Below are 20,069 nucleotides of genomic sequence, written 5' to 3'. Positions count from 1 at the left end.
TGTCGGTCCCGGCGGCTATCTGGGCAGGCCGAGGATGCGCTCGGCGATGATGTTGCGCTGGATCTCGGAGGTGCCGCCGGCGATGGTCCCGCCGAAGCTGCGCGCGTACCGTTCGAACCAGCTGGAGGAGAACACCTCCATGTTCATGTGGAAGTGCGGGGCCGTCGACACGGGGTGACGCAGGGCCTCCGTTCCGTGCGCCTCCAGAGCGCGCAGAGTGGCGTTCTGCACGGCCTCCGAACCGAACAGCTTGAGGACGGACACCTCGGCCGGGTTCCGGTCGGTGCCGAGCTGGCGGTAGCCCAGCAGCTTCAGCGCCTGGAAGTCCATGAGGAGTGTGGCGTACCACTCCTCATCGCTCGGCGCGTCCCGGATCAGGTCCTCCAGCCGCTCGGCGTAGCTCAGCCACAGCAGGGTCCGTTCGTGCCCGAGCGAACCGTTCGCCACCTTCCAGCCCTCGTTGAGCGGGCCGATCAGGTTCTCCCTGGGCACCCGGACGTCGGTGAAGAACACCTCGTTGAAGTCGAGGTCGTCGGGAGCGGCGATGGACCCGAAGGGCCGCCTGACCACGCCCTCCGTGTCGGTGGGGACGATCAGCACGCTGATTCCCCTGTGCTTGGGCGCGTCCGGATCGGTCCGTACGAACGTCAGCAGCACATCCGCGTCATGGGCCCCGGAGGTCCACACCTTCTGCCCGTTGACGACGAAGTGGTCACCCTCCAGGACCGCGCGGGTACGCAGTCCGGCGAGGTCGGAGCCGGCACCCGGCTCACTCATCCCGAGGGCGGCCGTCAGCTCCGCGCGCAGGATGCGCGCGGCCCAGCGCCGTTTCTGCTCGTCGGTGCCGAAGCTCAGGATCGAGGCCGCGATGATGCCGACGCCCTGCGGGTTGAAGCTGTGGTAGATCCGGCGCCTGGACATCTCCTCTGCGTGGGCGAGCAGTTGGGGCAGGGTGGCGTCGCGCCCGCCGTACTCGGGCGGATTGCCGGGCACAAGCCAGCCCGCGTCGAACAGATTCCGCTGCCACTTCCGGGCCCATGGAGGCACGTCCGCGCTCGACTTCGCTCGGGGTACGGCCTCCTCCTCCGTGGGCAGGTTGGCGTCGAGGAAGGCTGCGAACTCGGCCCGGAACTCCTCGATCCCGGGGTCGGCGGCGAGTCTCATACCAGCAACGCCCTCCTGTGCACGGCGGCCGTCCCCAGCAGCAGGTCACCGGCCTTGGCCCGTTTGAGGTGGATCTGGAGTTCGTTCTCCCAGGTGTAGCCCATGGCACCGAACAGCTGGAACCCGCTCTGGAAGCAGAGCCGTTGACACTCCCCCGCTGCCGCCTTGGCCATCGCGGCGGCCCTGGCCCGTTCCTGGTCGTCCTCGGCGATGGTGAGGGCGGAGTAGAGGGCGAGCGCCCGGGCCCGCTCGATCGCGACGTACATGTCGGCGGCCTTGTGCTTGACCGCCTGGAAGGACCCGATGGGCACCCCGAACTGCTGCCGCTGCTTCACATGCGCGACCACCAGGTCGAGGATGCGCCGACAACTGCCGACAGTGGAGATCGCCAGACCCATCAGCGCCAATTCCGGTACTCCGGGTATCAGTTCGGGCTCATCGACCCGAGCGACATGGATGGTCGGGTCGAAGGCGGCGACCCGCTCGGCACGCACGTCGGCACCGTTGCGGACGACCACACCCTTCGACGTAAGGAGGGCGATCTCGTCCGCCCGGTCCGCGTCGAGGACGAACTCGCCGACGCCGTCGAAGACCGCCGTCCCCGAGCCGTTCGGCAGCCGTCCGGCCAGCGGTGCGAACCAGGTGGCCGTGGCCAGGAAGGGCGTGGGATCAGCGGCGTACCCCAGCTCCTCCAGAATGATCGCCAGCTCCACCGGGGGAGCCTCAAGCCAGCCCAACTCCAGGTAGGTGGACCAGAGTTGTTTCTCAGGCAGTGCCCGCGACCTGGCCACCGTCTCGCGGACCATCCGTTGCAGCAGTCGCTGGTCCTCGTCGAATTCAAACTCCACGGGCGACCTCCAGAAGGACCTTGCCGATGGCACCGCGGCCCACGCGCAACGCGGCGCCCACCTCGTCGAGCGGGTGGACGGCGTGGATACGGGGGTGAACGGCCCCCTCGGCGAAAAGTCGGTGCAGTTCGGTGCGGGCGGCGGTCAGCTTCTCCCGGTCATGGCGGGCCCAGCCGCCGAAGTCGAAGCCGTGAATCGTGACGCCCTTGAGCATCGCGAGGTTCAGCGGAACGGCCGGTATCTCGCCGCTCGCGAACCCGACGCTGACGAACCGGCCGCCCCAGCGCATCCCGCGCAGCGCCTGCTCGGAGTGCGGCCCGCCGACCGGGTCGACGACGACATCGGCGCCGCCCGCCTCCCGCAGCGCCCGTTTCAGGTTCTCGTACGGCAGGACGGTGTGGGCGCCGAGTTCGGCGCAGGCGGCGCGTTTCTCCTCGCTCGACGCGACGGCGATCACCTCGGTGCCCAGCAGCAGAGCGAGTTCGACGGCGGCGAGGCCGACCGCGCCGGCGGCGCCGAGCACCGCGACCCGCTCCCCCTTACGCACGTCGGCGACCAGGCGCAGGGCGTTGAAGGCGGTGGCGTGGGAGACGCCGAAAGCCGCAGCACGCTCCATGGGCACGGCGGCCGGGATGCGGTGGAGGCTGGTGGCGGGGACGGCGACGCGTTCGGCGAAGGCGCCGACGAAAGCGGAGCCGAAGACCCGGTCGCCGGCGCGGAAGCCGTGCCCGTCCCGGGCGACCACGCCCGCGAACTCGCTCCCGGGGGTGAAGGGCACCTCGGCCTTCACCTGGTAGGCGCCCTCGATCACCAGCACGTCGGCGAAGTTGACCGCCGCGAAGTGCACGTCGACCGGCACGTCGCCCCGCGGTTCGGGGACCTCCTCGACGACCAGCGGGCCGCCGAGGGTGTGACAGCGGGCGGCCCTCACAGCCGGGTCGTCGCGGCCAGTTCCGCGGCCTGGGCGGCCATCGTCAGGACCGTGTCGCCGTAGAAGGCCATCTTGGGGTTGCCGCCCTCGCCCTTGACGTGCCGGGCGTAGCCGCCTTCGAGGACGATGGCCATCTTGAAGCGGGCCAGCACCACGTAGTAGTCGATCTCGGCGACGTCCCGGCCGCTGACCTTGGCGTAGTGCTCCAGGAGGTCGGCCCGGTCGGGCATGCCCTCGTAGCTGACGTACCCCTTCTGTGAGCGGTCCTCGTCGGCGTTCGGCCAGCCCATGATCACCCAGGCGAGGTCGAGGAGCGGGTCGCCCACGGTGGCCATCTCGAAGTCGACGAGGGCGGCGAGGCGGGCGGGGGCGCCGCGCTGGAACATCACGTTGGCGAACTGGTAGTCGCCGTGCATGATGCCCGGGGTCCAGTGGCTCGGCCGGTGTGCGCGCAGCCAGGCGGCGGCGGTGTCGAGGCCAGGTATCTCGCGGAACGCGAACTTGGCCAAGTGCGCCTGCCAGCGGTCCACTTGGCGGTCGTGGAAGCCGTCGGGCCGGCCGAAGCCCTCAAGTCCCTGCGCCCGCCAGTCGACGTTGCCGAGCCGGGCGATGCCCTCCACGAGCTCGTGGGCGAGGCCTGGACGCAGGGAGAGGTCGCTCCTGAAGGGTTCGGGCCAGCCGCCCTCGACGTTCATCGGCGACCAGCCGTCGACATGGCCCATGAGGTAGAAACAGGAGCCGATGACGTCGGTGTCCTCGCACACCTCGACGGCCTCCGGATGCGGAACGTCCGTCCCGTTCAGGGCGTTCAGCACCCGGAACTCGCGCAGCATGGTCTCGTTGCGGCCCGGCGGAACCTTCTCGGGCGGCTTGCGCAGGACCAACTGGCGTTCGCCGCGCCGGACTTCGTAGATGTCGTTGGAGGTGCCCCCGGAGATGAGAGACACCTCGACGGGTTCACCGGGGGCGATGCCCCGGCCGTCCAGCCAGCGGGCGAGCGACTCGGTGTTCACATGTCCTCCAGCTGCTTACGGGCCCACTCCCGGCGTGCGGGCAGATGCTGGGTGGGCCAGAGTCCGGGGGCGGCCTCGTAGCCGCGCAGGAGGTCGCGGGCCACGGTGATCTTGTGGACCTCCGTCGGTCCGTCGACGACGGCCATGACGGCGGCGCCGGTCCACATGCCGGCGAAGGGCATCTCGTTCGATACGCCCAGGGCGCCGTGCAGATGCATCGAGCGGTAGACGACGTCGTGCAGCACCTTCGGCGTCAGGAACTTGATCGTGGCGATGTCCTTGCGGACCCGCTTGTAGTCGTTGTACTGATCGATCTGCCAGGCCGTGTAGAGGACCATCAGCCGGAACTGGGTCAACTGCGCGTAGGAGTCGGCGAGATCGGCCTGTACGAGCTGCTTGTCGGCGAGCCGGCCGCCCTGTGTCTCGCGCGACAGCGCGCGCTCGGCCATCATGTCCAGCGCCCGCCGGCACTGCCCCACGACCCGCATCGCGTGATGGACGCGTCCGCCGCCCAGCCTGGTCTGCGCGATGGCGAACGCCTGGCCCTCCCCGCCGAGCAGCGCGTCACCGGGGACACGGACCCCGTCGTAGGCGATCAGCGCGTGCATACCGTCCTCCGGGCCCTCGCCGAGCAGCCCGACGTTGCGCTCCATCCGGATGCCCGGGGTGTCGCTCGGCACCAGGAACATCGACATGCCCTTGTACGGGCTGACGTCCGGGTCGGTCACCGCCATCACGATGACGAACGTGGAGGTGCGTGCGTTGGAGGAGAAGTACTTGCGGCCGGTGATGACCCAGCTGTCGCCCTCCCGCACGGCCCGGGTGGTGAACATCGTCGGGTCGGCGCCGGCCTGCGGCTCGGTCATCGAGAAGCAGGAGAAGCACTCGCCTTCGAGCAGCGGCCGAAGGTAGCGCTCCTTCTGTTCCTCGGTGCCGTAGCGGGCGATGATCTCCGCGTTGCCGGTGTCGGGGGCCGCCGTACCGAAGATGACGGGTGCCCAGCTCGACGCACCGAGGATCTCGTTGATGAGAGCGAGTTTGACCTGCCCGAAGCCGCGTCCGCCGAGTTCGGGGCCGAGATGCGGGGCCCACAGTCCCTGGTCGCGCACCTGTTGCTTGAGGGCCCGGACGACCGGGCCGGTCTCGTCGTCCAGGGGATGGTAGGCCCGGTCGGGGTGGAGGAGGTCCAGTGGGTCCACGCGCTCGGCGCGGAACCGCCTGATCCACTCCAGCTTCTCCTCGAACTCGGGCTCGGTGGAAAAGTCCCATGCCATGTCGGACGACCCTCGTTTCGACAGCTCGACGCCGCGCGGACACCGCTCCGGACGTCCGCGATGCAGGCGAGAATAACATTCTCATTCCATGCAAGTAAGGGTCTCGAATGCTGCGCTGCGTGATTCGGTAGGGAGCTTCGGCTGATTACCGCTGACGTGCAGTATCGTTCTACGCGTGACCGCCATCCCCGAAGAGCCCGCCTGGCGCCAGCGCGCCGTAGAGCGATCCACCCGCGCCGCGAAACAGCGCGCCGAGCAGCGCGTTCAGCGCTTCCTGGACGCCGCGCAGGAACTCATCGCGGAGAAGGGGACGACCGACTTCACCGTCCAGGAGGTCGTCGACCGCTCGAAGCAGTCGCTGCGCAGCTTCTACCAGCACTTCGACGGCAAGCACGAGTTGCTGCTCGCCCTGTTCGAGGACGCCCTGTCCACGTCGGCGATCGAGATCCGCGAGGCCACCTCGGGCGGCGGCGAGCCGCTGCCCCGGCTGCGGATCGCGGTGGAGATGCTGTTCGAGCAGTCGCTGCCCAACCCCGGTGTCCAGCGCCCCCTGTTCAGTGACTTCGCGCTGCAACTGCTGGTCAAGCACCCGGCCCAGGTGGCCACCGCGCACCTGCCGCTGCTGAACCTGTTCACCGAGTTGCTGGAGCAGGCCGCCGAGGCGGGCAGTGTCCACGCGGACAAGCCCCGCAGGCTGGCGGCTCTCCTCATGCAGACCGTCATGTTCTCCGCCCAGGCCAACAGCGTCCCCTCGGACAGCCAGGCACACCCGGTGACCGCCGACGAGGTGTGGCAGTTCTGCCTCGGTGGCATCTCGGGCGCCTGAGCCACTCCGCACCCATCACGCGCACCTGAAACCGATCGCCCGTCTTACCGAGAATGACGTTCTCGGTAAGACGGGCGATCGGGGTTCCGGCCCGCCGGCCTCAGGCCGGCGTCCTCAGCTCAGGGGCTTCGCCAGCACCGCCTTGCGGTGGCTGAACGTCTCGATCGAATAGCGGCCGTGGTAGCTGCCCATCCCGCTCTCCCCCACCCCGCCGAACGGCAGGTCGGAGACGGTGAGATGGGCGAGCGGCAGGCCGTAGCCGACAGCGCCGGAGGACGTCTCGGCGGCGATCCGCTCCCTGGTCGTGCCGGACTCGGTGAACACGTACAGCGCGAGCGGCTTGTCGCGGTCGTTGATGAAGCCGATCGCGTCGTCCAGTCCGGGCACCGTGACGATCGGCAGGATCGGGCCGAAGATCTCCTCCCGCATCACGGGCGAGGCGGGGTCGACGTCGGCGAGGACGGTCGGCGCGATGTACTTCGTCGTACGGTCCTTGACGCCGCCGGTGACGACCCGGCCCGAGTCGAGCAGGCCGCCGAGGCGGTCGAAGTGACGCTCGTTGACGATCCGGCCGAACTCGGTGGAGGTGGCCGGGTCGGCGCCGAACAGGTTCTCGACGGCCTTGGCGAGCGCGGGCTCCAGCGCGGCGGCGGTCTCCGGATCGGTGAGGACGTAGTCGGGGGCGACGCAGGTCTGGCCGGCGTTGAGGAACTTGCCCCGCACCAGCCGGTCGGCGACGACGTCCACATCGACGCCGGTGTCGACGAACGCCGGGGACTTCCCGCCGAGTTCGAGGGCGACCGGGGTGAGGTGCTCGGCGGCGGCGCGCATCACGATACGGCCGACGGTGCCGTTGCCGGTGTAGAAGATGTGGTCGAAGCGCTCGGCCAGCAGGGCCGTGGTCTCCGGGACGCCGCCCTCGACGACGGCGACCGCGTCCGTGTCCAGGTACTGAGGCAGCAGCCGGGCCACGATGTCGGAGGTGGCGGGGGCCAGTTCGCTCGGCTTGACCACCACGGCGTTCCCGGCGGCCAGCGCGCCGACGACCGGGGTCAGCAGCAGCTGGACCGGATAGTTCCAGGGGGCGATGACGAGGACGACGCCCAGCGGGTCGTACTGCGTCCAGGCCGTGGCGTCGGCGCCGAGGCGCTCGGGGACCGGCGCGGCCTCGGGGCGCAGCCAGCCGTCGAGGTGTTCGAGGGTGTGGTCGATCTCCCGGATCGTGAAGTCGATCTCCGTGCGGTAGGCCTCGGTCGAGCTCTTGCCGAGGTCCGCGTGGAGCGCGGCGGCCACGTCCTTGCCGTGCTCCGTGAGCAGTTCGCGAAGCCGGCCGAGCTGGGCCTTGCGCCACTCGACGGGCTTGGTGCGGCCCGTACGGAAGGTGGCGCGCAGGCGCGCCACGATGTTGGCGGGCGGCTCGGGGGGCGTGGGGTGGTTCACGGTGCCTCGCTCACGATGGTCTGATGCGGTGGTCTCGGGCGCGGAAGGCCGGCTCGATGTTCTCGACTCATATCCCAACCCCTCGCGCGGCAAAACATATTCCACATACACGAAGATGACCGTGAGCAACCGGCCGTCGCCTTGCGTGTCAGACCTGGGCCGTCGTCCCGTCGAGTGTCACGGCCAGCCGGTCCAGGAGGGCTCTCAGCAGTTCGTCGTCCCCGTCGCTGAGCAGCGGCCAGTCGGCGCGGACCTCACGGTCGAGGCGGCGCCAGTACTCCTGGCCGCGCGGGGTGAGGTGGACGAGGATACGGCGGCGGTCGTGCGGATCGACCCGCCGGTGCACGAGGTTCTGGTCGACGAGGTGGTCGACCAGCCGGGTCAGCGTCGGCGGCGGCAGGAAGACGACCTCGGCTATCGCGGTCATGTGGTGACCGGCACCGTCGGAGAGCAGGGCGAGTACCCGCCAGGCGTCGAGGGAGCAGCCGTGCTCGTCCAGGACGGGCTGGAGGCGGCGGGCGGCCAGTCGCTCGGCCCGCGTCAGGAGCCGCAGAAGGTCCTGGGGCCGGCGCTGCGACGGTGTGGGCATCCTGCTCCTCGATCCCGGGGATACGTACATCGTATGAGACGTCTGAAAGTTCGCCGGACCGCCCCGGCGCCACGACGCCGTTCCGTCAGTCGTCGACCTGGCCCAGGAAGGGCCGGACCTCGACCGGCATGGTCGTCGCCAGGGCCGCCTTGCGGCCCCACTCCAGGGCGACGTCCAGGTCGGGTGCCATGAGGAGGCAGATCCCGCCCAGGAACTCCTTGTTCTCGGCGTAGGCACCTTCGGTCTCCTCGACCTCGTCACCCAGGGGCCGCAGCACGGTCGCGGCGTCCGGGCGGTGCAGTCCGCCCGCGAAGACCCAGGCCCCGGCCTCGCGCAGCTCTTCGTGGAAGACGCTCAGCCTGTGGTTGATCTCCACCATCGACGCGGGCGCGGACGGCTCCCCGACCGGCTTCATGGCACTGAGCAGGTAGTACTTCATCGCGTCCTCCTGGGCATCACGGCTCTGCCCCATCTCCTACACGAAGGGAGCACCTCCGCAGAGGCACAACGCACCGCGACACCGGGAGAATCCTGTCCATGACCGCCATCGCGCACCCGCTCGTCACCGTCGCCCGCCGGCTCGCCGCCGATGTCCTGGCCCCGCAGGCCGGCCGGGTCGACCAGGAGGGCGTGCCCGCGAGCAGCATCAAGGCCATCAAGCATTCGGGGCTGCTCGGGGTGAGCGCGCCGAAGGAGTACGGGGGTGCGGGCGCGCCCGCCTCGGTGGCCCGGGAGGTCGCCGAGATCCTGGCCGGGGCCTGCTGCTCGACCTGGTTCGTGCAGACGCAGCACCACACACCGGTGAAATTGCTGACGGAGTCTCAGTTGCCGGTACGGGAACGCCTGTTGGAACCGTTGTCGACGGGTGCGCTGCTGTCCGGGATCGCGTACGCGCACCTGCGTTCCTTCCCTCGCGTCCCGGTGCGGGTCGGGTACGAGCGGGGCGGCTGGCGCTTCGACGGGACGGTCCCCTGGTACACGGGCTGGGGGCTGAACGACGTCATGCTGCTCGCGGGGCTGTCCGACACGGACGAGGTGGTGTTCGCCTTCGCCGACGCCCGCGAGCAGTCGGGGCTGCGCGCCTCGCCGCCCATGCGCCTGGCGGCACTCACGGCCGCCCGGACGGTCTCCCTGGAGCTCAGGGGCCTGCGGCTGCCGGAGGAGGCGGTCGTCCTGCGCACCCCGCGCGAGAAGTTCGCCCTCGTCGACCTGCCCCGGGCCGCCAACACGAACCCGGCCGTGTTCGGGGTGGCGTACGCGGCCCTCGATCTCCTCGCCGCCCACCCGGACGCCACCGCGACCGCGCGCTCACTGCGCACCCGCCTCGACGCCGTACGCCGCAACGCGTACGCCCTCGCGGACCACCACCGGCCCCAGGAGCACATCGTGGACCGGCTGGCGCTCAAGACCCGTGCGTACGACCTGATGCGTTCCGCGACGACCGCGGCGATCGTCGCCGGCGGCGGCCGGTCCCTGGACCTCAACAGCCCTGCCCAACGCCTGGCCCGCGAGAGCATGTTCCTCCTGGTGCAGGCCCAGACGACGGACGTACGCAGCGCACACCTCGCCTCACTGGCCGACTAGCGGCTGACGCCCTCGGGGGCGCGACGAGCCCTCACCGGGCCCGCGGGCGAAGAACCGCCTGACCGCCGAACGGCACCTGCGCCGCCGGTGCCGCGACCGCCCCGGCGAACGGATGCCGCCACAGACCCCGCGCGGCCAGCCGGGGCAGCACACCCTCGCCGAACCAGTACGCCTCCTCCAGGTGCGGATAGCCGGAGAGGACGAACTCGTCGATGCCCAGGGCGTGGTACTCGGCGATACGGTCGGCGACCTCGTCGTGGCTGCCGACGAGCGCGGTGCCCGCCCCGCCGCGCACCAGGCCGATGCCGGCCCACAGATTGGGGTGGATCTCCAGGCCGTCCCGGTTGCCGCCACCGTGCAGGGCGAGCATCCGCTGCTGTCCCTCCGACTCGCTGCGGGCGAGCCCGGCCTGGATGTCCCGTACGGTCTTCGCGTCGAAGCCCGCGAGGATCCGGTCCGCCTCCGTCCACGCCGCCTCGGCGGTGTCGCGGGTGATGACGTGCAGCCGGATGCCGAACCGCAGGGTGCGCCCCTGTTTCGCGGCCAGCCCCCGGACCCAGGCGATCTTCTCGGCGACCTGCGCCGGCGGTTCGCCCCAGGTGAGGTAGACGTCGACATGCCGGGCGGCGACCTCACCGGCGATGGGTGAGGAGCCTCCGAAGTACACCTCGGGGATCGGATCGGGCACGCGGGCCAGCTTGGCGTCCTCGACCCGGAGGTGTTCGCCGGTCAGGCTGACCGTCTTGCCCTCCCACAACTCCCGTATGACTTCGAGGAATTCGCCGGTACGACGGTATCGGGCGTCCTTGTCGAGGAAGTCGCCGTAGGCCTTCTGCTCGTGGCTCTCGCCGCCCGTGACCACGTTGAGGAGGAGCCGCCCGCCGGTCTGGCGCTGGAAGGTGGACGCCATCTGCGCGGCGAGGGTCGGCGAGACGAAGCCGGGCCGGAAGGCGACCAGGAACTTCAGGCGCTCGGTGTGCTGGCTGACCATGGCGGTGGTCAGCCAGGCGTCCTCGCACCAGGCACCGGTGGGGGTGAGCACGCCGACGAAACCCAGGTCCTCGGCGGCGCGGGCGATCTGGCTCAGATAGGCGACCGTCGGCGGCCGGTTCTGCCCGAACGCGGTGGCCGGGGTGCCGTGGCCGCCGCCGACGACATCGCGGCTGTCGCCGTTGGTGGGGAGGAACCAGTGGAAGGTGAGGGACACCGCAGATCTCCGATCGGGAACGTGGCGTTCGTGGCGTTACAGCAGGCCGTGGCAGGGCGGTTTCGTGCCGTTCAGCACGTAGCGGCCGATGTGCTGGACCTTCCAGCGGGCCGGGTCGTGCAATCGAGAAGGTGCGGCGCGAAGCGCCTCGTTGAGGGGCGGTGGTCGGGCGACGGGTGGGCGGGTACGGGCGTCACGCCAATGCCGGTGCAGGTTCAGGGAGTTGAGTGCCGAGCGGGTGCCGGCGACCTCGAAGAGGGCCCCGGTGACCTCCACCGCGGTGGTAGTCGCGTGCGCCTTGGCGACGGCCACCGCGAAGGACGCCTCGGCCGCCGAGTCGTCGGTGAGGTCGGCGCGGGCCGCGTCCACGGTGCGGGCCGCCTCGCGCAGCAGTGCCTCGGACGCCCGCAGCTGGACGGCGAGTTCACCGAACCGCTGGATCAGCAGCGGGTCGTCGTCGGCGGTCTCGGTGCCGCTCTCGAACCAGGGCCGGCTCCTGCTCCGGACGAACTCCGCGGCCTCGGCGAGCGCACCCCCGGCGATGCCCACGTCGATGGCCGTGTGCAGCAACTGGGCCACGGACCCGTGAAGTTGGGGTCCCCGGAAGGTGAGGAGGTGCGGGAGGACGCGGTCGGCCGGGACGCGGACCGCGTCGAGCCGGACGGTGCCGCCGGCCGTTCGTCCGCTGGCCCATGCCGTCCCAGTCGTCCACGACCATGAGGCCGGGCGCGTCGTGCGGGACGTACGCCACGTGCAGGTTGCCGTCCTCCGCGCGGGCGAGGACCGGGATCCAGTCGGCGAACAGGGCGCCGGTGGAGTAGTGCTTGACGCCGGTCAGTGTGAACGAGCCGTCGGGCTGCCGGTCCAGGCGGGTGCGGATGTCCTGGACGTTCTTCGTGCCCGCCTCCGACTGGACGTTGCCGAACCGCCTCCCCGCGAGGATCTCGCTGAAGAAGAACTCCCGTTGCTCTGCCGTGCCCTGACGGTGGATCACATTGACGTACACGAAGTGGTTCTGCGGGATCTGCGCGAGGCTGGCGTCGGCCGAGGCGAGCAGCCGGAAGATCTCGGCCAGGGTCTCCTGGCGTACGCCCGCTCCCCCGTACTCGGCGGGCACGGTGACCGCGAGCAGTCCCGAGGCCGAGAGGCGGTCCAACTCGGCCCGTGGGAGCCGTCGTTCGGCGTCCCTGGCGGCCCCGGGCCGGAGCTCGTCTGCCAGGGCCGCCGCCACGGTCAGGGCCTCCACGTCGTCGGCGATGACTTTCGCGGTCATGGGAGTCAGACCGCCGCGGCGAGGAACGGGGAGCGGCTGAGCGCCGCCGAGAACTGGTCGAGGACCTGGGTGAGGGCCTCGGCGGTGCCCGGGGCGACCGCGATGGAGCCGTCCTCGTGTGCGGTGATGTCCTTGTCGAGGGTGAACCAGCCCTGGACGATGTGGGCGGCGCCCATGGAGTTGAGGACCGGCCGCAGGGCGTAGTCGATGGCCAGGACGTGGGCGGTGGTGCCACCGGTGGCCAGCGGCAGCACGGTCTTGCCGGTGAGGGCGTACTGCGGGAGCAGATCGAGGAGCGCCTTGAGGACACCGGAGTAGGACGCCTTGTAGACCGGGGTGGCGACGACGACGCCGTCGGCGCGTGCGAACAGCTCGGTGGCCTCGACGATCGCCGGGTGCCGGAAGTCGGCCCCGAGCAGGGCCTCGGCGGGGATGGTGCGTACGTCGAGCGGGATCACCTCGTGTCCCTGGGCGACCAGCCTGGCGTCCAGGTGGCGCAGGAGCTTTCCGGTGCGGGAGGAGACGGAGGGGCTGCCGGAGACGGACAGGACGGTGGCCATGGGTCCTCTTTCGGGAGGCTTGCCGGGATCCGGGGCGCCTGTGCGTGGCAGGCGTCCCGGTCGAGCGGGCGGTCAGGGCTGTCGGGCGGCGGGCGGCGGGCGAGACGGTGCTCAGAGTGAGTCTCTGCCGCGGCGGCGGTGTGAACGGGACGGGCGTCAGGCGTGGCGGACCTGGCTGAGCGCGTACTCGAAGCCGTTGTTCTCGGCGAGGACGGCGAGTTCGCGGTTGTAGTCGTAGCCCCAGTCGGTGCGCTGCTCGATCCGGCTGGTGACGAGTCCGCCACTGACGTTGGGGACCCAGTAGGCGAATTTCACGGGCTCTGCTGACATACGGAACTCCTGTTGCGGAATACGTTTTCGGGCACGCCAATTCCGGCCGGAGTGACATCCGGCAAAATCTCAGGCGGTTGCGGAAACGGAACGGGCGCGGCGGATCGGGACGGGGATCAGGCCGCGAGGCAACAGGAGGCACTGGAGACGCGCGCGAGGTCGACGTGCCGTCGCCGCGTGAGGTCCAGTCGCATCTTCATGTCATCGATCGTGACAGTCGCCGAAGAAGGCAGTCAAGGAAAACCCGACCGGTCTCGTATCCCGGACCACCTGATTTCACGAAGGCGTGACAGGGAAACCCTTGAACCGGTCGCTCGGACGCCCGCATTCTGCTGCGGTGCGTATTGAACAGCTGGAATACATCGCGGCGGTCACCCGGCTCGGTTCGCTGCGCCGCGCGGCCGACGAACTCCGCCTGTCGCAGCCCGCGTTGAGCGAGACCGTGCGCAATCTGGAGCGGGAACTCGGGGTCGACCTGCTGGAGCGGAAACGGTCCGGCGCGACGATGAGCGCGGAGGGCCGGGAACTGCTGCCGCACATCATCGACGTCCTCGACGCGGTGGACCGGCTGCGGGGCGCCGCGGGCGAACAGCACCGCATCAGCCGCATGGTGCGCGTCGGCACGGTGAACGCGGCGACCGTGCCGCTGCTCATCCCCGCCGTACGGGAGTTCCGCGCGACGCACGAGCTGACGCAGGTGGAGGTGGTGGACGTACAGCAGGCGGAGATCCACCGAGGGCTCACAGAGGGCGGTTTCGACCTCGGGCTGGTTAACCAGCTGGAGGGCGACGACGTACCCGCCGGCTTCGAGAGCACCGAACTGCTGCGCGGACGGCCCGTGGTGTGCGTACGTCCGGACAGTCCCCTCGCGGGCCGGCCGGCGGTGTCGGTGGCCGACCTGCTCGCCGGGCCGCTGATCGCGATGCGCTCCGGTTACGTCATGCACCGCTATCTGCACCGGCTGCTGGAGGGGCTCGGCGCGGCCTTCGCGTACTCCACGGACGGTGCCGAGATGGGCAAGCTGATGGTCGCGGAGGGGCTCGGGGCGACGGTGCTGCCCGACTTCAGCGTGATCGGCGACCCGCTGGAACGGCGCGGCATCCTCACCTACCGGCCGATCGCGGAGGACGACACCACCCAGGTGCTGCTGACCCTCCAGCGCCGCCGCGCCGAGTCCGTACCCCTGGCCGCGCGGGATCTGCACGAGGTGTTCGTGCACCGGGCCAGGGAGCTGGGCGGGACACTCACTGTGCGGGGTGGGTCACCCAGCATCACCGGACTGCACATAAGGGATAAATAAGAGCACAATGTGCGTACGCGGCGTTCACCGCACACCGCATCTCAAGCGGTCAGGCCTGCACAGTCGAAGGAGACGAGTCATGGCCAATGTCTCGCACACCAGAGGTGACATCCACAGTCACCCTGATGTAACCGAAATGCGGGCACGCTACGCCCGTATGCTCGGCGGTCGCGATGTGGCGCTCGTGGACGGACCGGTGTTCCTCGTCGGTCTGTACTGCGCGGCATCCCCCTGGATCCTCCACTACACGACAAGCCAGCCCCCGCTCGTGACCCACAACCTGATCATGGGCATCGCGATCGGCCTGCTGGCCCTCGGGTTCACCAACACTCCGGAACGCATGTACGGCCTCAGCGGGGCCCTGTGCGCCATGGGCATCTGGATGATCGTCTCGCCGTGGATCGTCGGCGACAGTCCTGATGCGGGTGTCGTGCTGAACAACGTCATCATCGGCGTCCTGGCCCTGTTCCTGGGGCTGTTGAGCGCGGGCGCCACAGCGAGAAGTGCCCCCAGGGCATAGGTGGAAGCGGCCCGGCCCCTCTATGGACCGGGCCGCTCGCCGTTCAGCGGACTGTCCCGGGCCGCAGTGGGCAAATACAGAGAGGTAGCCAACACCGGCGAAGTGGGGCGGAAATGACGATCTCGAGCATCATCGGCGCCATCATCATCGGCACCGTCATCGGCATCCTGGGCCGGCTCGTCATCCCGGGGCGCCAGCGCATCGGAATCCTCTGGACGATCGTCGTCGGCATCGTGGCCGCGCTCGTCGGATCGGCGATCGCCGCCGGGTTGGACGTGGCCGACACGGACGGCATCGACTGGGTCGAGTGGCTCATCCAGATCGGGCTGGCAGCCGTCGGTGTGGCCGCACTGGACCGGGCGAAGGCGCCGCGACGCGCACGCAGCAGGCGGCGGTGACAGAGCGCGTGTGAGCATCGGAGGCCGGAGCCGCCCTGCGGGGCCAGGCACCCCGGCCACCGAATTCCCGTTGCGGGCGGTGGCCCGCCGAAGTTAGCTTCGGCGGGCCACCGCCCGCACGCATGTCCCGGCGCGGTGCGGCCGTCGTACTGCTCTGTACGGCCCGCTCAGCGTCACGGAGACCTCTTGCCCCCGCGCATCACCGCACTCACCGATCCCGAACCCGGCGCGTCGAGCCGACGGCTCGTCTGGCTGGCCGCCGACTCGGGCGGTGCACCGCTCGGTTCCGCCTTCCTGCGTCTGTTCACCAGGGAGGGCCAGGAGCATCTCGCCGAGCTGGAGATCTCGGTACATCGCGCCGAACGCCGGCAGGGGGTCGGCACCCGGCTCCTGGAAGCCGCCGTCGCCGCGGCCCGGAGTGACGGACGACGTTCGGTCGTGGCGCAGGCCGAGGAGGGCTCCCCCGGCGACCGTTTCCTTGCGGACCGGGGTTTTCGCCGGGTGCTGGCACTGACGTACGCCCGGCTGGTGCTCGCCGACGCGGACCTCGCGGAGGTCACCCGGCTCGCCGAACTCCCGCACCCCGGCTACCGGTTGACGGACTGGGAAGGCGCAGTCCCACCCGAACTGGCGCGGAGCTACGCCGACTCGCGCCGCGCCATGGACGACATGCCGATGGAGGACACCGACTACGGCACGGTCGTATGGGACGTCGACCGTGTCCTGGCGGCGGCCGAGGCGGTCGCGGGGCGCGGGGACCTGATGCACACCGTGGCCGTGCTGAACACGGCGGACGGTTCGGTCGTCGGCTTCTCCGAGCTGGTGGTGCCGGGCGACGGGCAGGGGGACGGACAGCACTACGGAACGGCGGTACTGCCCGAGCACCGCGGACGCGGCCTCGGCCGCTGGATGAAGGCCGAGTCGATCCGCCGGGCCCGCCGCCACCACCCCGGACTCACCGGACTGCTCACCGACACCGCGGCCGGCAACGCGCCGATGCTCGGCATCAACGACGAGCTGGGGTACGTACCCACGCACAGGGCGGTGGAGTACCAGCTCGGACTGTGAGACCGGCGCGGCCCGGCGACCCGGCCGCCACGGGTCAGGACTCGTACACGTACGGCGTCGTGGTGGTGAGCGGTTCGAAGCCGAGGCGTTCCAGGACGGGCCTGCTCTGGTGGGAGGCGTCGACCTGGAGGTAGCGGTAGCCGCGCTTCACGGCGTCGCGGGCGCGGTGGGCGACCAGGGCCCGGTAGATGCCCTTGCCGCGCCAGGCCTCGACGGTGCCGCCGCCCCACAGCCCGGCGAACCGGGTACCGGGTACGAGTTCCATACGGGCCGCGCTCACCGGCTCGTCGCCGGCCAGCGCCACGACGGCCGTGACCGTGTCCGGGTCGTCGGTGAGCCGGGCGAGCAGCTGGTGGCGCATCCGGGAGCTGTCGGTGCCGAACGCCTTCTCGTGCACGTCCGCCACGAGTTCGACACCGGCCCGGTCGGTCACCGGGACGAGGCGGATTCCCTCGGGCGGCTCGGTATCGAAGGTCAGGCGGGCGACCTCGCCGATCATCAGCGTCTCCTCGGGTTCGGGCGTGAACCCCGCCGTCCGCAGCCGTTGCCCCAGGTCGATGGGGAGGTCGTGGCCGTAGAGCTTCCACTCGAACGTCCGCCCGAGGTCGCCGTAGTAGCGGATCTGTTCGGCGATCGCCTCGTCGACCCGCTCGGCGTCGAGGTCGGACCAGACGACCCCGTTCCACCCCTGGGCGTCGGCGACCTGGCGCACCACCCCGCCCACCCGTTCGATCCGAGCGCCTGGCCCGTCGGGCTGCGCCCCTTCACGCATGTCCCGGTCGTAAAGGGCGAGCACTCCTACATGATCCATGCCGTTACTCCAGCATCCCCATGCGGCAAGCGCAACGGTATTGGCGCTCACAATACGTCACCCTTTGATCTATTCGCACATGTGAATTACTGTTCGGCGCCGCCACGGTGCCGTCCAGCCGGGCGTTCGCCGCTACCCGAGTTCGAGCGTGGTCACCCCGAAGATCCGCTCCCGCGCGAACTCCCGCACCGGGCCCGTGTACATGCGTGCCGTCTCGAAGGACGACGTGAAACCCGCCTCCGCCACCATCGCGACGGCAGCCGCGTTCGGCTCGGGGACGTCGATCGCGACCTCCGTCCCACCCGTGCCTGCCGTCAGCGCGACGAACAGCGCCCGGGCGTCGTCGGCGGTGTCGGCGAACAGCGGGCCGATACGGTGCGCGTCCCGGCCGGGGCGGACGACTCCGTAGCCGGTGACGGCACGGCTCGCGAGGCCACCCCCGGGGCCACTCTCGCGCACGAAAGCCCGATGGCCGGGGGCCGTCAGCCAGTACTCCAGGAAACGGGGCCGGTCGGCGGGGCCGCAGAGGGCGTCGTACGCCGTGATCGCCGCCAGATCTTCCTGCCGTACGGGACGCACCCGTGCCGGGGTGTCGGCAGCGAGGGCGGTTCCGGTGAACCGGACGGTGCGACAGTCGGGTTCGAAGCCCGAGCGACGGTAGTTGTGCTGCTGGGCGACCACTCCCTCGAGGCCGACGGTACGGGTGCCGGCGTGGGCCAGCGCGGTCTTCCAGGTGGTGATCCCGTAGCCGCGTCCGCGCAGATCGGGACGGACGAGATAGAAACCCAGAAAGGCGTACGCGTCCCCGTGGTTGACGACCGAGATCGCGGAGACCGGCTCCCCGCCGACCCTGCCGATGAAGAAGCCCTCGGGGTCCTGGGCGAAGAACCCCGCGGTGTCCGACAGCCCCGGGTTCCAGCCCTCGTCGGCCGCCCATCCGGTGACCACGAGCCAGTCCCCGGGCGTGGCCCGGGTGACGACGAGGTCTTCGGGAGCCGGGGAGAGGGGGCCGGCGGAGGAGGTCATGGAGGGGCTCCGTTCCGTTCAGTGGGGGGATGCGGCCCCATCCGACCATGGATCCGGAAGGGGCCGCGACCACCCGACGCCCCAGCCCGCACACGGGTCCGACCGCCGGGAGGCGAGGCCCGGTGGGCCCGCTTATCGTGTTCGAGGGCGCCGTCCCGGACCGCAGCCGGGCCCGCCCCTGGAGGCATTCATGCGGTCCGCGTACCGACGCCGGGCGCTCGCCTCGGCCGTGACCCTCGCCCTGCTGGGGACAGGTGCGCCGACGGTGGCCGCGGCGGACGACGAGCCCAGCCTGTCCCGGTTCTACCACCAGAAGATCAAGTGGTCGGCCTGCGCCGACGAGATGGCGATGGACGACGTGCCGACGGACGACCTCCAGTGCGGCAAGGTCACCGTCCCGCTCGACTACGCCAGACCCGGCGGCGGCACACTCGACCTGGCGATGGCCCGCTACCGGGCGACCGGGAGGTCCCGGGGTTCCGTGCTGCTGAACTTCGGCGGGCCCGGTGGCGCGGGAGTAAGTCAACTCGCCTACGACGGCGAGGACTTCATGGGCCTGACGAACGGCTACGACGTCGTCACCTTCGACCCGCGCGGCGTCGGCAGGTCCTCCCCCGTCAGCTGCGGCGAGGGCACGGACGCGGACGCCGAAGTGACCGGCGGCGAGGCCGCGGACGATCCGGGTGCCGTCCTCGAACAACTGCGCAGGGCGGCCCAGGCCTGTGTGCGGCACTCCGGGCCCGTCCTGCGGCACATCGGCACCGTCGACGCCTCCCGCGACCTCGACGTGATGCGCCAGGCCCTCGGCGACAAGAAGCTCAACTACCTCGGATTCTCGTACGGGACCCGGCTCGGCGCTGTCTACGCGGCCCAATTCCCCAAGAAGGTGGGCCGGTTCGTCCTCGACGGCGTCGACACCCTCACCGAGTCGCTCGCCGAGCAGGGGCTCGCGGGCGCGGCCGGGCAGCAGACCGCGCTGGAGGGCTTCATCGACTGGTGCGTGACCGACCTCGCCTGCCCGTTCGGGCAGGACGCGCGCATCGCCCGTCGGCAGGTCGTCGACCTGGTCGAGTCGCTCGACAGGGACCCGGTGCCGACCGGCTTCGGTGACCGCTTCTCCGGCCGGGACCTCGTGGGCGCCATCGGCCAGGGGCTCTACAGCAAGCGGATGTGGTCGCCCCTGGAGCGGGCCCTCGCCTCCTTGGTCGAGGACGGGGACGCGCGAGGGGTCATGGGGTTCGGCGGCGGAGGCGCCGCCGTCCCCGCCCTGCCGAGACAGAGCCCCGTGCGGCAGAGCGCCGTACGGCAGAGCCCCTCCCCGGACTCCGACGGCGGGCTCGTCGACGAGGTGGAGGTGCCCATCGACAACCTCCCCGCCGCGCTGATGGCGGTCAACTGCGCGGACGACCCCGACCGGCCCGGCGCGGCCCGCATCACCAAGGATTTCGCCGCCCTGCGCGCCGCGTACGAGAAGGCCTCCCCGGTGTTCGGCCGCTACCGTCTCACCGAGGTCCTGACGTGTTACGGCCGCCCCAGGGGCACCGACTTCATCCGCACGCGGGTACGAGACGTCGACACGCCGAAGATGCTCCTGGTGGGCACGCGCGGCGACCCGGCCACGCCGTACCGCTGGACCACGGAGACGGCCGAGCGGCTGGGCTCGTCGGCCGTCGTCCTCGACAACAAGGGCGAGGGGCACACCGGCTACGCCTCCTCGAAGTGCGTGCACCGGACGGTCGACGCTTTCCTGCTGTACGGCTCCCTCCCGGCCGACGGCAGCTCCTGCGGCGCGGACGACACCGACTGAGGGCCGCGTCCGGTGCCGGGCTTAACCTCCTGCGCTCCTCCGCACCCCGCTGTCCGCTTCCCCCGATTACTCCGAATGCCTGACGCCCGAATCCGGCCTA

General features: G+C 70.6%; 20 protein-coding genes and 2 pseudogenes. 7 read left to right on the top strand and 15 right to left on the bottom strand.

What is annotated here, in order from left to right:
* Positions 1 to 15: 15 nt before the first annotated feature.
* Genes ACW4TU_RS42695 through ACW4TU_RS42675 form a run of 5 tightly spaced genes read right to left on the bottom strand, consistent with a single transcriptional unit; the run spans position 16 to position 5,230 of the window.
* A complete protein-coding gene (locus tag ACW4TU_RS42695; RefSeq protein WP_457422527.1) occupies positions 16 to 1,164 on the bottom strand; it encodes an acyl-CoA dehydrogenase family protein in 1,149 nt (382 codons plus the stop codon).
* Positions 1,161 to 2,012, bottom strand: coding sequence for an acyl-CoA dehydrogenase family protein (locus tag ACW4TU_RS42690; RefSeq protein ID WP_457422525.1), 852 nt, complete (start codon positions 2,010 to 2,012; stop codon positions 1,161 to 1,163). Before ACW4TU_RS42690 ends, ACW4TU_RS42695 begins: the two co-directional genes overlap by 4 nt.
* On the bottom strand, positions 2,002 to 2,943 hold the full coding sequence (locus tag ACW4TU_RS42685) for an NADPH:quinone oxidoreductase family protein (RefSeq protein ID WP_457422523.1): 942 nt from the start codon (positions 2,941 to 2,943) through the stop codon (positions 2,002 to 2,004). The genes ACW4TU_RS42690 and ACW4TU_RS42685 overlap by 11 nt, the downstream gene beginning before the upstream one ends.
* Complete coding sequence (locus ACW4TU_RS42680) at positions 2,940 to 3,956, bottom strand: phosphotransferase family protein (RefSeq protein ID WP_457422521.1); 1,017 nt, start codon at positions 3,954 to 3,956, stop codon at positions 2,940 to 2,942. The genes ACW4TU_RS42685 and ACW4TU_RS42680 overlap by 4 nt, the downstream gene beginning before the upstream one ends.
* Positions 3,953 to 5,230 carry an acyl-CoA dehydrogenase family protein gene (locus ACW4TU_RS42675; protein ID WP_457422519.1) on the bottom strand — a complete coding sequence of 426 codons (1,278 nt, stop codon included), beginning with the start codon at positions 5,228 to 5,230 and terminating at the stop codon, positions 3,953 to 3,955. Before ACW4TU_RS42675 ends, ACW4TU_RS42680 begins: the two co-directional genes overlap by 4 nt.
* Positions 5,231 to 5,405: 175 nt before the next feature.
* Here ACW4TU_RS42675 and ACW4TU_RS42670 point away from each other — a divergent pair, with 175 nt between their 5' ends.
* On the top strand, positions 5,406 to 6,056 hold the full coding sequence (locus ACW4TU_RS42670) for a TetR/AcrR family transcriptional regulator (protein ID WP_457422517.1): 651 nt from the start codon (positions 5,406 to 5,408) through the stop codon (positions 6,054 to 6,056).
* A gap of 114 nt (positions 6,057 to 6,170) precedes the next feature.
* Here ACW4TU_RS42670 and ACW4TU_RS42665 read toward each other — a convergent pair whose 3' ends face one another.
* The 3 genes from ACW4TU_RS42665 to ACW4TU_RS42655 form a co-directional block, all read right to left on the bottom strand.
* Entirely contained in the window at positions 6,171 to 7,496 is a 1,326-nt protein-coding gene (locus ACW4TU_RS42665; RefSeq protein ID WP_457422514.1) for an aldehyde dehydrogenase family protein, read from the bottom strand.
* A 148-nt stretch (positions 7,497 to 7,644) separates the two neighbouring features.
* Positions 7,645 to 8,085 carry a MarR family winged helix-turn-helix transcriptional regulator gene (locus ACW4TU_RS42660; protein ID WP_457422512.1) on the bottom strand — a complete coding sequence of 147 codons (441 nt, stop codon included), beginning with the start codon at positions 8,083 to 8,085 and terminating at the stop codon, positions 7,645 to 7,647.
* Positions 8,086 to 8,170: 85 nt separating this feature from the next.
* Complete coding sequence (locus ACW4TU_RS42655) at positions 8,171 to 8,524, bottom strand: YciI family protein (RefSeq protein WP_457430592.1); 354 nt, start codon at positions 8,522 to 8,524, stop codon at positions 8,171 to 8,173.
* A gap of 98 nt (positions 8,525 to 8,622) precedes the next feature.
* Between ACW4TU_RS42655 and ACW4TU_RS42650 the strand changes: the two genes are divergently transcribed.
* The gene (locus ACW4TU_RS42650) at positions 8,623 to 9,669 is read left to right on the top strand and encodes an acyl-CoA dehydrogenase family protein (RefSeq protein WP_457422510.1); all 1,047 of its coding nucleotides are present in this window, start codon (positions 8,623 to 8,625) and stop codon (positions 9,667 to 9,669) included.
* Positions 9,670 to 9,700: 31 nt separating this feature from the next.
* Here the strand turns inward: ACW4TU_RS42650 and ACW4TU_RS42645 are convergent, their stop codons facing one another.
* The 5 genes and pseudogenes from ACW4TU_RS42645 to ACW4TU_RS42625 form a co-directional block, all read right to left on the bottom strand.
* Positions 9,701 to 10,876, bottom strand: coding sequence for an LLM class flavin-dependent oxidoreductase (locus ACW4TU_RS42645; protein WP_457422508.1), 1,176 nt, complete (start codon positions 10,874 to 10,876; stop codon positions 9,701 to 9,703).
* 36 nt (positions 10,877 to 10,912) lie between these two features.
* A pseudogene (locus tag ACW4TU_RS42640) lies at positions 10,913 to 12,149 on the bottom strand (SfnB family sulfur acquisition oxidoreductase).
* Positions 12,150 to 12,154: 5 nt separating this feature from the next.
* Positions 12,155 to 12,709, bottom strand: a complete 555-nt coding sequence (gene ssuE, locus ACW4TU_RS42635) for an NADPH-dependent FMN reductase (RefSeq protein ID WP_457422506.1) — start codon at positions 12,707 to 12,709, stop codon at positions 12,155 to 12,157.
* Positions 12,710 to 12,871: 162 nt separating this feature from the next.
* Positions 12,872 to 13,039: pseudogene (locus tag ACW4TU_RS42630) on the bottom strand (dimethylsulfone monooxygenase SfnG); the annotation flags it as partial.
* Between the two features lie 116 nt (positions 13,040 to 13,155).
* A complete protein-coding gene (locus ACW4TU_RS42625) occupies positions 13,156 to 13,233 on the bottom strand; it encodes a putative leader peptide (protein ID WP_368861482.1) in 78 nt (25 codons plus the stop codon).
* Between the two features lie 143 nt (positions 13,234 to 13,376).
* Here ACW4TU_RS42625 and ACW4TU_RS42620 point away from each other — a divergent pair, with 143 nt between their 5' ends.
* The 4 genes from ACW4TU_RS42620 (at position 13,377) to ACW4TU_RS42605 (ending at position 16,325) form a co-directional block, all read left to right on the top strand.
* A complete protein-coding gene (locus ACW4TU_RS42620; RefSeq protein WP_457422504.1) occupies positions 13,377 to 14,339 on the top strand; it encodes a LysR family transcriptional regulator in 963 nt (320 codons plus the stop codon).
* Between the two features lie 79 nt (positions 14,340 to 14,418).
* Positions 14,419 to 14,859 carry an SPW repeat protein gene (locus ACW4TU_RS42615; protein WP_457422502.1) on the top strand — a complete coding sequence of 147 codons (441 nt, stop codon included), beginning with the start codon at positions 14,419 to 14,421 and terminating at the stop codon, positions 14,857 to 14,859.
* A gap of 113 nt (positions 14,860 to 14,972) precedes the next feature.
* Positions 14,973 to 15,257, top strand: coding sequence for a GlsB/YeaQ/YmgE family stress response membrane protein (locus tag ACW4TU_RS42610; protein ID WP_457422500.1), 285 nt, complete (start codon positions 14,973 to 14,975; stop codon positions 15,255 to 15,257).
* Positions 15,258 to 15,443: 186 nt separating this feature from the next.
* Positions 15,444 to 16,325, top strand: a complete 882-nt coding sequence (locus tag ACW4TU_RS42605; RefSeq protein ID WP_457422498.1) for a GNAT family N-acetyltransferase — start codon at positions 15,444 to 15,446, stop codon at positions 16,323 to 16,325.
* Between the two features lie 34 nt (positions 16,326 to 16,359).
* On the opposite strand, the gene ACW4TU_RS42600 is transcribed toward ACW4TU_RS42605, so the two are convergent.
* Positions 16,360 to 17,136: a GNAT family N-acetyltransferase gene (locus tag ACW4TU_RS42600; protein ID WP_457422496.1), complete on the bottom strand. Its 777-nt coding sequence runs from the start codon at positions 17,134 to 17,136 to the stop codon at positions 16,360 to 16,362.
* Positions 17,137 to 17,268: 132 nt separating this feature from the next.
* On the bottom strand, positions 17,269 to 18,162 hold the full coding sequence (locus ACW4TU_RS42595; protein ID WP_457422494.1) for a GNAT family N-acetyltransferase: 894 nt from the start codon (positions 18,160 to 18,162) through the stop codon (positions 17,269 to 17,271).
* Positions 18,163 to 18,352: 190 nt separating this feature from the next.
* Between ACW4TU_RS42595 and ACW4TU_RS42590 the strand changes: the two genes are divergently transcribed.
* On the top strand, positions 18,353 to 19,969 hold the full coding sequence (locus ACW4TU_RS42590; protein WP_457422492.1) for an alpha/beta hydrolase: 1,617 nt from the start codon (positions 18,353 to 18,355) through the stop codon (positions 19,967 to 19,969).
* Positions 19,970 to 20,069: the final 100 nt, after the last annotated feature.

The sequence above is a fragment of the Streptomyces kryoterrae genome (assembly GCF_054072135.1).
The sequence above is the reverse complement of the archived record's forward strand: the minus strand, read 5'-3'. Positions and strand labels throughout refer to the sequence as shown.